The organism is Segatella copri (assembly GCF_009494395.1).
Taxonomy (GTDB): domain Bacteria; phylum Bacteroidota; class Bacteroidia; order Bacteroidales; family Bacteroidaceae; genus Prevotella.
The window spans coordinates 1-13,480 of sequence record NZ_VZCB01000094.1 but is presented as its reverse complement, the minus strand read 5'-3'; the positions used below and the strand labels follow the sequence as shown (position 1 = coordinate 13,480).

The following is a 13,480-nucleotide window of genomic DNA, read 5'->3' as shown; positions in this document are numbered from 1 at the left end:
TTTTATAGCTTATTTCAAATTTTTCTGCAAATTTACATCTTTTTTTGCGATTATAATAGTTTTTTTTCGTATTTTCGCACTGTAAATAGAATAATTAGACGAAAATGAGCATATTCAACAACCCAGAACACAATTATTGGCGTAATTTTGCCACAAAAGCAGTTCTTATCTGCGTAACCGTTGCCATCATTGTTTGGTTCTTGCCACACAATGAAGGACGACAGTATCGGTATGATGTAGGAAAGCCTTGGATGTACGGTTCCGTCATCGCAAAATTTGATTTTCCTATTTACAAGACAGATGAATCTATCAAGCATGAGCAAGACTCTTTGCTGAAACAGTTCCTGCCTTATTATACCGTCAATCCTAATACGGAAAATGTACAGGTGCACCGGTTCCGACACGACTTCAGCCAGGGCATTCCCGGACTGCCTAAAGAGTATGTTGAGGTCATAGCCCAGCAGCTGCACAAAATCTATCAAACCGGAATCATCAATACCCCGGAATACAACCGTATCTATAAAGACTCCACGAGCATGATTCGCATCATCAGCGGAAAGAATGTCCGTAGCGTCCCTATCGGCAGTTTCTATTCTACCATTGCTGCCTACGAGCGAATATTCTTCGACGAAAGGATAGCCGCCCAGCGCCAGATTCTGTCACGCTGCAACCTTAATAATTATATTGAGGCAAACCTCGTTTACGACAAAGAACGAAGTGAAACCGAGAAGAATGATATGCTCAGCAGTATTCCGCTCGCCAGTGGCATGGTGATGAGCGGTCAGAAAATCATAGACCGTGGTGAAGTGATTACCGACAACACCTACCGTGTGCTTTGTTCTTTTGACAAAGAGATGAAGCGCCGCAGTTCTACAGCAGACGAAATCACGACAACCATCATCGGTCAGATTCTTTTCGTCTTCATCCTGGTCATCATGTTCACCAGCTACCTCAGCCTGTTCCGAAAAGACTATTTCGACAAGCCCCGCAGTATCACCATGCTCTATGCGATGATAACGCTGTTTCCTATTTTTGTTTCACTCATCATGAGTCATAACTTCTTCAGCGTTTATATCATCCCATTTGCCATGACACCGATATTCGTGCGCGTCTTCATGGATTCACGTACGGCATTCATCACCCATGTCACGATGATACTTATCTGTGCGGCAGCCGTAAAATACCAGTACGAGTTTATCATCGTACAGTTGGCTTCCGGTCTGGTTGCCATCTATACGTTACGCGAACTGTCCAAGCGTTCCCAGATATTCATCACAGCCTTGCTGGTTGCCCTTGCCAGTGGCGTGGTATACTTTGCACTTCAGCTGATGCAGGATAATCAGGTGTTCAATATCGATCGCAATATGTACACCTATTTTACCATCAACGGTATTTTCCTCCTGTTGTCTTACCCGCTGATGTATATCATCGAAAAGATGTTCGGATTCACCTCCAACGTGACGCTCTTCGAGTTGTCAAACACCAACAAGGGACTGCTCCGCAATCTGAGTGAGATAGCACCGGGTACCTTCCAGCATTCCATCACCGTAGGTAACCTGGCTGCAGAAATCGCCAACCGCATCGAGGCAAACAGCCTGCTGGTACGTACAGGAGCCCTCTATCACGATATCGGAAAAATGACCAACCCGGTTTTCTTTACCGAAAATCAGGCTGGCGTAAATCCACACGACCAGCTGAGTGACTTGGAAAGTGCACAAATCATCATCAATCACGTATACGAAGGCTTGAAGATGGCAGAGAAGGTTGGCTTACCGGGCATCATCAAAGACTTCATTACTACGCATCATGGCACGGGAATCACCAAATTCTTCTATGTCAACTATTGCAATGCCCATCCTACAGAGGTGGTTGATAAATCCCTGTTCCAGTATCCGGGTCCTAACCCTTTCACCCGTGAACAGGCGATATTGATGATGGCAGATACTGTAGAAGCTGCCTCCCGTTCAATGAATGAATATACCGAGGAAAGCATCAGCAACCTGGTGAACAAGTTGATTGATGGTCAGGTAGCTGATGGTTTCTTCAAGGAATGTCCGATTACATTCCGTGATATAGCCCTTGCCAAACAGGTTCTTATCGAACGTTTGAAGGCTATTTACCACACTCGCATCTCCTATCCTCATTTAAATGGAGATGCCAAGAGTGCAACAACAGCCAAGGCATAGAAAACGCCATGTAAGGCTATCCCCCCAAAATGGCAACTATGAGCCCATTATTTTGCACACAAATTAACTTCTGTGCAGATTAATGGGCTTTTTGCGTTAATATACTTTAAATAAACGCACTAAACGACAGTAAAATAGAACATTCTTGTTACCTTTGCGGACGTTTTTATTTAAAATAATTAAAATGAAGAAACTAAAATTAGTTAGTCTTGCCATTGCGATGGCTTCAGCAACCCCTTCTTTTGCAGGTGGTTTGCTCACTAACACCAATCAACATGTAGCATTCAACAGAATGATGAGCCGTGAGGCTTCTATTGGTATCGACGGTGTTTATTACAATCCAGCAGGAGTTGTATTCATGGGTGAAGGAAAGCATCTTGCCATCAACTGGCAGTTGGCTTACCAGACACGTAGCATTGAGAATGATTATGCATTGTTCACCAATAATGTGAACAATCCTACTACTCCACGAGAATTCAAGGGCAAGGCTTTTGCACCTGTTATCCCTTCTTTCCAGTATGCTTATAATAAAGGTAGATGGTCTCTCCAGGCTGGCTTCGCCCTCACCGGTGGTGGCGGTAAGTGTACTTTTGATAATGGATTGGGCTCTTTCGAGAAGATTGTTGCTGAGACTGCTATTGCAGCTTGCCAGCTGGCTGGTGCCGTAGACCAGGTTGCTTCACAATATGGCGTACCTGCAGTTTTCTCTAGCGATAAGTATTTTGGAAAGGAAGGCAAGTATAGCTACAATAGTTATATGCACGGTCGTCAGTACTACTATGGCCTCTCTTTAGGTGCAGCCTACAAGATAAACGAGCACCTCAGTGCATACGCTGGTGTACGTGGCGTCTATGCTTCAACAAACTACTATGGATATGTAGAAGATATCAAGGTAGGCAATATGCCTCTCTATATGGTACTCGACCCTACCAAGGAAAAGGCTGCCAACATTGAGTTGAGCTGTGACCAGAGCGGTTTGGGATTCACTCCTATGCTCGGTATCGACTTCAAGACTGGCAGATGGAACTTTGCTGCCAAATATGAATTCAAGACCCGCATTCGTTTGAAGAATAAGTCAGTAAACCAGACACCAAGTATTGGTAACCTTCCAGACAACCTCCGCAATGCCTATATCGCAGGTGGCGTGCCAGAACAGGCTGCAGATGCCATTCTGTCTAATCCTGTTATTCAGGGAGCAATGGGACAGCTGAAGACTCAGTTTGATTCAAAGCTTGAGGGAGCTATCGGCGAATACGAAGATGGCAAGAAGATTGCTGGTGATATTCCTGCTTATCTGGCTCTCGGTGTAGGCTACAGTCCTGTAAATACAGTAAGAGTAAACGTAGGTTTCCACTGGTTCGATGACAAGCACGCTACATCTTACAACAACCGACAGGAGAAGTTAAAGCGTGGTACATTGGAGTACAACGCAGGCGTCGAGGTAGACGTAAACAAGAAGATTACCTTGAGTACTGGCTGGCAGAATACCAACTATGGTTTGCCTGATGAGAACCTTGACACACCAACTTCAAAAAGATACATGGACGATAAGTCGTTCGTTGTCAGCTCCAACTCTGCTGCCATCGGTGGTGTCTACCACATCAATAAGAAGATGGATTTGAACGTGGCTTATTTCCATACCTTCTATCAGCACAAGAAGACTTCAGAGAATGTTCAGCTCACTGCCCAGAAGAGCTTCAACTACAACTCTGACTATACACGTAACAACAATGTGTTTGCAGTTGGTCTCGACATCAACTTCTAAAAAGAATTCACTTTCTTTTCATAAGAAAACACATAACTACAATTATAAAGGCTATCCCGCATCAGGCAGGATAGCCTTTTCAATTATAGCGGATCTACATCATAGTAGATTTGCAAAGCTCCATATCTCGGATCTTTCAGCATCATGGTCTGGGCATATTTCAGGTATTCCCTGACCTTCATCTGGTCGATTCCATTCTCCAGCTTGATGACCAACTTGCGGATATTCATGGTCTTTACCCTTGCTACAGCTGGTTTATCCGGACCTAGCACACGCTCGCCAAACCATCCCCTTAAGGTTTTGCCCAGTTCAAAACTAGCCTGTTGACATACCTTTTCATGCTTATGTTTCAGGAACACGTTGATAAGATGGAAGAAAGGTGGATAATGAAACATCTTTCTCTCTTCCAGGATTCCCTTGAACAATCCCTCGTAATCATTATGCACCACCTGTCCGATAACCGGCAAGGTAGGATTCTTGGTTTGCAGGATTACCAGCCCCCGCTTCCCCTTTCTTCCTGCTCTTCCACTTACCTGTGCCATCATCATAAAAGCATGCTCGTAAGCACGGAAATCAGGATAGTTGAGCATCGAATCTGCATTCAGGATACCTACCACACTCACTTTATCAAAATCCAACCCCTTTGAAATCATCTGAGTACCAATCAGAAGATTGGTCTTGCCTGATGAAAACTCAGCAATAAGTCGTTCATAGGCATTACGGGTACGGGTGGTATCCAGGTCCATACGGGCAATCCGGGCTTCGGGGAAGATTTCTGCTATCTGGTCTTCGATACGTTCCGTTCCTATTCCCCTGCCCATCAACTCGGTACTTCCACAGTTCGGACATACCGTTGGTACGGGATAGGTATAGCCGCAATAATGACAGGTCAGGAGATTAATACTCTTATGCAACGTAAGCGATACATCACAGTTCTTGCATTTAGGCACCCATCCGCATACCTTGCATTCTATCATCGGTGCAAATCCCCTTCGGTTTTGGAAGAGGATGGCTTGCTCTCCATTCTTCAATGCCTGTCTTACTGCCGCCAGAAGTTGAGGAGAATAAGCTCCAGTCATCATCTTGCGATGGCGCAGGTCTTTCACGTCCACCACCTGTATCTCTGGCAGTTGGATGTCCTTATATCTTGTTTTCAGTTCTACCAGTCCGTATTTCCCCTGCTGCGCATTATAATAGCTCTCCATGGAAGGGGTAGCTGTTCCCAGCAGAACCTTGGCGTCAGTATACATATTAGCCAGCATGATGGCTGCACTGCGGGCATGATAGCGTGGAGCCGGATCTTGCTGCTTGAAGGATGTCTCGTGCTCTTCATCTATGATGACAAGTCCCAGCTTTTGGAAAGGCAGGAAGACGGCACTTCTCGCTCCCAATATCACGTCATAAGGCTGGTCAGACAACTGCTTTTGCCAGATTTCCACACGTTCAGCATCGCTGTATTTAGAGTGATAGATACCCAGACGGTCACCGAAGACCTTGTGCAGTCGCTCCATAATCTGTACAGTCAGGGCGATTTCCGGCAACAGATAAAGCACCTGTTTGTGCTCTTCGATGGCTTTTCTGATGAGATGGATGTAGATTTCCGTCTTTCCACTGGAAGTAACTCCATGCAGAAGTACCACGTTTTTCTTCATCATCTGCATCAGTATCTGATTATAGGCATCCTGCTGCGCCATGGATAAGGGTTTGATCAAATCCAGATGCGCCTCACCCGAAGTATTCAATCTGCCCACTTCCAACTCGTAAGTAAAGAGAATGCCACGGTCGATAAGCGCCTTCACGACAGCCGCCGTACAGTGGGCTTCATTCATCAGCTCTTCCTTCGTTACCTTCCTGATACCTTCCCGTGGAGTATCTCCCTCCAGACTATCCCAATGAGAAAGGGTGAGGAAGGTGGTAAGAGCCTTCGACTGCTTCAACGCACGCTGCACCATACTGAGAGCCACATGGAGCGCCTGCTCATTCCGGAATCCACTTGCCAGCTCCACATAGAGTTCCATCTTGGGCTTGAATTTCTCAGTAGATTTCATTCCCGAAGGCATGGCAGCATTATATACATCTCCCAGTGAAGACATATAGTAACTGCTGATCCATTGCCAGAGCCGGTATTGCTGCGGCAGAAGAGAAGGACATTCATCCAGCACCGCATCTATCGGCTTGCAGTCAAAGTTGGGCTTCTCGGAATGAACATCCGCAACCATGGCAATATACTTCTTGCTTTTGCCTAATGGCACCAGCACTCGCATACCGGGCACGACCTTTTCTTCCATCCCTGCAGGGATAGAATAAGTAAAGGTTCCGTCGAGCGGAAGGGGTAATATCACATCTACGTATCTCATATCTTTATCTTCTGAAACGATGGGATGCTCCACTTAGGAGCATTCGTTTTGCAAAGTTAGCAAAAAAAAAGCAGATATCCATCATTGGATACCTGCTTTTAAATATTTTAATAGGTATAGACCTCTTCTTGTCTTTGGTTAGAACCAGTAACCCAAGGCAATCTGCCAGGAATTGTTGTGGCTCTTGTCCTTACCGGCATTAGCTGCTGCATCAAGTGCTTTAGAAAGACTGGCATCAGCAGACTTGCCGCAAGCGATGTTGTAGTTTGCTGAAACCTGAAGATGATTCAACAAGGTTACACCGGCACCTACGTTTACACTGAAGTTAGACTTCTTCAAAGAATAGCTGCTTGTCTCATTCCACTTAAAGTTCTTGTCTCCCACGTTGATGCCCCACTGTGGACCAGCAAAGAGGAATATATTAGCCAAGCTGCTCAAGCCGAATCCGTAACGTACGTTCACAGGAATGTTGATAGACTGCTGCTTCACGTTAACCTTACCAAGCTCACCTTCTGCGGCATACTTGACATCAGCTTCTTTCTGGTCGTACAAAGCTGCAGCATCGAAGCTCAATCCAACGATAGGCACAGTAACCTTCACCATAGGACCAACAAAGAAGCCAGTCTTGTTGGAAGCATCGAATACATCCTCGCTGAATGACATGCTTGTCACATTCAAACCACCCTTCAAACCAAACTTGATTTGGGCATTGGCATTTGAGGCAAACAGCATGGCTGCCACCAGGAATACAATTGATAAAACTTTTTTCATTTTCTCTTTTTTATTTATTCTGTTAATAAAAAACATTCTTATCCTCATTTTTAATGGCGTTCACGACGAACCGTTACACGTGCAGAACCATTGGAAGAAGAGGAACTACTCTTCGGTCGGCGAGTCTTGACAGAAGCAGACTTGGAAGCTCTCACAGAAGAACTGCCACCAGCTCTACGGTTCTTCACCTTAGCCTTTCCCTTCACCGCATTGGCTGCATTGGCAATGCTGTCGAGTGAATCCTTCTTAGCCTGATTGCCCCATACATTCTTTTCGAAAGCAGCCAATTCTGCTTCTATGCGCTTCTGTTCCTTTGTCATTGCAGAATCATTGGGACAGTATTGCGCCAAAGTCTTACCCAACATATTATTGGTCTTGTAAATCTTTCCCTTATATTGGGTACGTATAAAATAATCATCCACGCTCATCACCGCAGCATTGTTCAGATTGCTGGTCATCATCTGCTGCTTGGCAAGGAAAGGAGCCAGATCATCATATTTCACCCAGAAGAGAGGATACTTGGTACCACCATCTCCGAAGTCGTCATCACGTGTCATGATAGGACAAAGTGCCAGCACCTTGGTATGGAAAGTAGCCGAGCGCTGGTCGTAATAGGTAGACTCCTTGATATAATAGGCTTTCACCTCACTGGAAGGAATATCACTGTTATCCAACTTGATTCTACCGTTATTCTGCTTTTCATAATATATATGGTAGTTGTCCAGGAAAGCCAACGGCTGCACACGGTCGGCAGCAGCAAAACTCTCGTTTCCATCCATACGATACTGATAGACGTTAATCTTGCCAGTCATCATCAGTCTGAATATTGATGTAAAGAGATTCATCTGGTTACCAATTGGCTCTACCGGATAATACAATCCTGCATTGGCATCCTCATTGAGATCCAACTCACGGTAGATATCTCTTCTCCATACCACATCCTCATCCATTGGGGCTGCAGTAGGAAAGGAAATCTGCGCACGGGTAGTCATGTTGTTGGCATTAGACTGCTGAGCCTTCTGCTGTGCCTGCTGTCTGCGAGCCTGAGGCTGAGCTATAATACCCTGCGTCATTCCCAAGAGCATGATTATGAATAATATCTTTTTCATTACTTTGAACATTGAAATTTGAACTTTGAACTTTATGATTAGCAAAGCATTTGAATTCTTCACTTACCTGACGATTACTTCCATCGCAGCCGGCAGGTTTCGGGTAATTCCGTCTGGACCTACAGCCTTGATATGCGAAATATAGAATCTTCGGTTGCGGGAGAGTTTTCTGAACTCTTCGCGCTGTCGGTCAGAGAAGTTGGAACCGGCTGAAGCCAGCGGGATAGCATTTCCCATGTTGTCAAAGAAAACGGTCTCGAAACCCAACACCTTGAATGGAATATCGAGAAGTCCGTCATCAATGGCAGCATGAATGGTTGTTGCACCCATCAGAGCACCTTTCGATAGGGCACCACCTTTGAATCTGTCTGTTCCCATCGCAATATAGGCGGTTGGATCAGGAAGTTTTCTTACATGGAAAACGAATGGAGGCAGACTTCTCACCTGTCCCTTATCGCGGGCTGTCACATGGATGGTAACATCCTTACCCACCGCTGAAGGTGTAGCCACGAAATGACCATTGCCCTTAGCTACGAAAGAACCGCCTGTCATGGTTGCAGAAATGGCATTTGCCGGAACACCAGGAACGCTGATACTGATAGGATTGGCATAGCCTGCATAGAGCACGTTCATCAGGTCGGCAGCAACGGTAGCTGTATTAGGAACAGGCAATACGGTATATTTCTGACTGAAGTTACGACGGATTTCCTCGCCATCCTTACCTTTCATCAGGATATAACCACTAAACCGGTGTTCTCCTACCCCACCAGCAGTAAAGCTATATCTACCATCAGCAGCCTGAAGCCGACTGCCATTGACATAAATTTCAGGTCGCTGGGTACTATCCACAGCCGCCATCACCACATGTGAATTGAAACGCTCACCGGCATACAGGGTTGTCTTTTCAGGAATCACGAAGGCATCCATTTCGCTTACATTCAGTTCTACGAGTTTCACATCCTTCTTCTTCTCGTCGCCCTTTCTCGGCTCATCCAGCAAACTTCTCTTCACCTTCTCCATCAACGACTTTCCCTTGACACCGAGTTCCTCTTCTGTAGGAGTATTCAGTGCCAACATAGCCATCAAGACGACATACATTAGATTGATCATCTTCTGGCGTGGTGATATCGGTCTTTTCTTTATTGCCATTTATTTTTCTTTTAAGTTTGCGGTCATCGCTGCAATCATACGTGCATAAATGCTGTTCAGTTGCTCTATCTGCTGAGCCATCTTCCGGGTCTGTTCATTGATCTGATCGATGGTACCAATCTGCTGACTGGCACTTTTCAACTGCATCTCATAAACCTTGGTAATACCGGTAAGCGTGCGGTTCAGGTTTTCAATCTCCTCGCTGTCACGAGTCAGACGGGAGCTCTGCTCATTAACCTTGCCAAGGGTATCTACCAGATTCTTCAGTTCATCCACATAGCTGCTCTGCACTTTCTGCATTTCCTCAGAAGCTACCTGCATTTCTGCCAAGGCATCCGTCTGAACTATTTGGGAAGCCTGGTTGGCAATACCAGCAATTGGAGAAGAAGACGCTCCTATGGTAGAAGCTGCCACATTCTTGTCCTGGTATTCTACTTTATCGCCCTCCAGATATTCCTCCGTCACATGAGTGGGAAGATCTCTACCTTCAGCAGTCTTATCGAAAGGACGGTCGAAAGCTGACAGGAAGAACACGATAATCTCAGTGCCCATTCCCAGGAAGATCATCAGTTTGGCTCCGGGAAGATGCGTCAACGTGAAGAGAGTACCAGCAATAACGATACTCGCACCCCAACTATATGCATAGTTCAGGAAAGTCTGTCCCGGAACGCTATCCATCCACTTCTGCAGACGATAGACAATATTATATTTACTATAGTCACCCATTTTGATTATCTCCTATTCTTATTTCTTGATGGTTTCTGCTTGGCACTCGATGTAGTAGCCAGACTTCTTACGCAACGGAATCCGATATACGAACGTGGCTGGTTCTGATATTCCCAGGAGCGCCATGCCGAACGGATAAACGATTCAGGATCTTTCCATGAACCTCCTCTCACACTCTTCTTTTTCAATCGGTAAGGATCTTCCTTGGCTGCATTGTATTTCAGTTCCGGATTCAAGTCGTTCATGGCGTCAACACCCGCCTCTGTATAAACGGTACTGGTCCATTCTGCCACGTTTCCCGCCATATCGAAGAGTCCGTTTGAGTTTGGAGAGTAAATACCTACCTTACTCGTTATCAGATTTCCATCCTTGGTATAGTTACCGCGGTCTGGCTTGAAGTTAGCATAGTAACAGCCGTCTCCATTCTTCACATCCTGATTGTCCCAAGGGAATTCACTCTGGTTTTTGCCTCTTGCTGCAAACTCCCACTCTGCTTCAGTAGGCAGACGGTAACGCTGTACGAATCTGGCTTCCGGTCCCAGACCTTTCAGCAGATAATCGGTACGCCATGCACAGAAGGCATTTGCCTGTTCCCATGTCACGCCCACGACCGGATAGTCATTATAGGCAGGATTACTGAAATAACTTCTCAGATAAATTTCGCTTTCCGTATTGCGGAAGTCGTTTACCCAACAGGTAGTATCAGGATAGACATTCACGATATAGGTATTCAGGAAATCCCAAGGTCCGCTCAACGGACGGTTGATGGTTTCGCTGATGATTCTTCCTTCATCATCGATATAAGCAGTATCCTTGGAAATCATCACCACTTCGTCTGGATTCACGGTAACATCCGTGTTCAGGTTACGTTCCTTAGGATTGATACGGTTTCTGCGAAGGGCTGCTGCCGAATAGTCGTAGATTTCGTATTTGTAGTTGAGCTGTCGCCAGTCTATCAGCTTTTCGCCGGTCACGGGATTGGTTTCATACAGACTTTCGTATGCTCGCATTTCATCCTCATTCGGTTTCTTTGGCAACATTTTCTTCCAGTTTACTCTTGGAGGAACAGGATTACCATTCTTATCCTCGGTAATCATATAGGTTTCATCACCACCGTAGGCTGGATCAGCCAGACGGGTACGAAGGATAGAGTCTCTCACATAAGCCACAAACTGCTTATATTCTGAATTGGTGATTTCTGTATCATCCATCCAGAATCCATCTACAGATACATCTTTTCTCGGAGTCTTCTGTCCCCATAGGGAATCCTGACTTTCCAAACCCATTTTCAGAAAGCCACGGTTCACCTTTACCATACCAAAAGGGGCTGGCTCGTCAAAACTCTTACCACTAACGCCAACAACCTCACCGCCTCTGCCAGCCATTGAAGTATACTTGGCACCGAAGCAACTGCTCAGCGTCAAGACAGCAATCAATGTACCTAGAAGCAATATATTCTTTTTCATATTCATGAGTCTTATATTATTTATTCCTGCATATCCACTCTTGTCAGAGTATTCGTACACTCATATGTTTGTTCTTTCCTTTTTTCACCAGATTGATGTCTGTCTGATAACCGATGAAGAGTTCATGACTGCCATTTCCGGCACTTATAGACGAGGTATAGAATTCGTAGCTATATCCAAGGACTACCCCATGAAAACTACCGCCCAAGAGAAGCGTTACAGAATGGTCAGGACTGTAGGTAGCACCGCCATACAGCAGCTTCTTGTCATATTGGTAGACCAGTCTGCCTGTCACATCTCCTCGCCAGGTGGTTCCGTCATACTTCACCAACATAGACGATTTTATTTTTAAGAACGGATTTCTCAACTGAATATTGTATCCACCTGTCAAATAATATACGGCATCTATCTTCATTTCATTGGTTTCTCCCAGTTCGATGGTGGGAGAAGTCAGATGTTGAGCTGAAAGTCCCACATACCAAGGTCCGCGCATATAATAAAGACCTACGCCCAAATCCATGCCACTACCATTAACATCGGAGGTGGCAAGAGCAGGGTCACCAGACTCTCCGGCATCCACCTTGCTACCGTCAAACTTCTCGCTGATCATGCCACCCTGCAATCCTATACCCAGCATACCCCCCAGGAGCGGTCGCTTCAGAGAATACTGCAAGGAAAGACGCTGATGAGTGAAAAGACCAATCTGGTCGTTCATCAGGTTGATTCCCACGCCATGATAGTTTTTCAGCGCATAAAGAGGCATATCCGCAGCCACATACATCGTACGGGGATTGTGTTCGAATCCTGCCATATCCAGAGCGTAAGCAGCCGTCACGTTCAGTTTTGCCTGCTTACCCACTGCTGCCGGATTAAAGGAAGGTTCCATGTCGAAGTAATGACTGAAAGAAGGGTCATACTGCGCCCAGGAACACAGGGCATCCGCCAGCACCAAACATAATATGATAAATCTTTTAAACACAATCTAATAACGGAAGAAACACGATTTTATTATATATAAAAATGAAAAAGGCTGCCCTAAGAAAAGAGCAGCCCTATCATCGACTTTAATATTCGTCGTCATTCCAGAGGAAATCATCCTTTGAAGGATAATCAGGCCAGATGTCTTCGATGCTTTCGTAAACATCCCCTTCGTCCTCTATTTCCTGCAAATTCTCCAGAACTTCCAGAGGCGCACCAGAACGAGTTGCATAGTCAATCAACTCTTCTTTTGTTGCAGGCCATGGTGCATCTTCAAGCTTTGAAGCTAATTCAAGTGTCCAATACATAGCTTAATTATTTAACGTTTTATGAATTTGGCTGCAAAAGTAATAAAATATATTGTAACTACAAGTTTTTCTCTCATTTTTTTTCATAAAAGAACATAAAATCCCAAGAAAACAGATTATACTAGAGAAAAGCAGAAAAGATTACGCACAAAATCCTTCTCATCAACAAAGAATAAAAATCTGTGGGCATCTGTGAAATCTGTAGGAAAAAGGTAAAAAGGTAAAGCAGAAGAAAAATCTGTGTGCATCTGTGAAATCTGTGGGAAAAAGATAAAAAGGTAAAACAGAAGAAAAATCAGTGGGAAAAAGAAAAAGCAGTGGGAAAACAAAAAAGCCTCAGAAATCTTTCGAAATCTGAGGCTCTTGATGAAAGAAGGCGGCTACCTACTCTCCCGCATTGCATTGCAGTACCATCGGCGCAAGTGAGCTTAACTTCTCTGTTCGGAATGGGAAGAGGTGGGACCTCACCGCAATAACCACCTGATAATGGGTTATGACGTATTTGCACACAAGCAAACGTATAAGAAATGATTAGTGAGTAGTGATTAGTGATTAATCTTTTCTACCACTCATTCAGACTGTTCATACAGTTGAAACTATGAACTTATTGAAAGAAAGTGTTCGGGCAATTAGTAATGCTCGGCTTTGACATCGCTGTCTTTACA

At 45.0% G+C, this 13,480-nt stretch carries 9 protein-coding genes, 1 rRNA gene and 1 pseudogene; 2 read left to right on the top strand and 9 right to left on the bottom strand.

What is annotated here, in order from left to right; genetic code table 11:
- The first annotated feature begins 104 nt into the window (after positions 1–104).
- Together F7D73_RS12735 and F7D73_RS12730 are read left to right on the top strand one after the other, a co-directional pair.
- On the top strand, positions 105–2,186 hold the full coding sequence (locus tag F7D73_RS12735; RefSeq protein WP_153125257.1) for an HD family phosphohydrolase: 2,082 nt from the start codon (positions 105–107) through the stop codon (positions 2,184–2,186).
- 184 nt (positions 2,187–2,370) lie between these two features.
- Positions 2,371–3,951 (top strand): OmpP1/FadL family transporter, encoded by a 1,581-nt coding sequence (locus F7D73_RS12730; protein ID WP_153125255.1) that lies wholly within the window; start codon positions 2,371–2,373, stop codon positions 3,949–3,951.
- Between the two features lie 83 nt (positions 3,952–4,034).
- On the opposite strand, the gene priA is transcribed toward F7D73_RS12730, so the two are convergent.
- From priA to rrf, 9 genes and pseudogenes are all read right to left on the bottom strand, one after another.
- Positions 4,035–6,308 carry a replication restart helicase PriA gene (priA, locus tag F7D73_RS12725; RefSeq protein WP_153125254.1) on the bottom strand — a complete coding sequence of 758 codons (2,274 nt, stop codon included), beginning with the start codon at positions 6,306–6,308 and terminating at the stop codon, positions 4,035–4,037.
- Positions 6,309–6,446: 138 nt separating this feature from the next.
- On the bottom strand, positions 6,447–7,079 hold the full coding sequence (locus F7D73_RS12720; protein ID WP_153125252.1) for a porin family protein: 633 nt from the start codon (positions 7,077–7,079) through the stop codon (positions 6,447–6,449).
- Positions 7,080–7,129: 50 nt separating this feature from the next.
- Positions 7,130–8,188, bottom strand: coding sequence for a gliding motility protein GldN (gldN, locus tag F7D73_RS12715; protein WP_153125250.1), 1,059 nt, complete (start codon positions 8,186–8,188; stop codon positions 7,130–7,132).
- 63 nt (positions 8,189–8,251) lie between these two features.
- Positions 8,252–9,148: pseudogene (gene gldM, locus F7D73_RS12710) on the bottom strand (gliding motility protein GldM); the annotation flags it as partial.
- Positions 9,149–9,337: 189 nt separating this feature from the next.
- Positions 9,338–10,063 (bottom strand): gliding motility protein GldL, encoded by a 726-nt coding sequence (gene gldL / locus F7D73_RS12705; RefSeq protein ID WP_153125246.1) that lies wholly within the window; start codon positions 10,061–10,063, stop codon positions 9,338–9,340.
- Positions 10,064–10,068: 5 nt separating this feature from the next.
- Complete coding sequence (locus tag F7D73_RS12700) at positions 10,069–11,529, bottom strand: SUMF1/EgtB/PvdO family nonheme iron enzyme (protein ID WP_194256920.1); 1,461 nt, start codon at positions 11,527–11,529, stop codon at positions 10,069–10,071.
- A 43-nt stretch (positions 11,530–11,572) separates the two neighbouring features.
- Positions 11,573–12,508 (bottom strand): PorP/SprF family type IX secretion system membrane protein, encoded by a 936-nt coding sequence (locus F7D73_RS12695; protein WP_437182323.1) that lies wholly within the window; start codon positions 12,506–12,508, stop codon positions 11,573–11,575.
- 85 nt (positions 12,509–12,593) lie between these two features.
- Entirely contained in the window at positions 12,594–12,815 is a 222-nt protein-coding gene (locus F7D73_RS12690) for a DUF2795 domain-containing protein (RefSeq protein WP_006848869.1), read from the bottom strand.
- Between the two features lie 371 nt (positions 12,816–13,186).
- A 5S ribosomal RNA gene (gene rrf / locus F7D73_RS12685) occupies positions 13,187–13,299 on the bottom strand.
- Positions 13,300–13,480 lie beyond the last annotated feature (181 nt).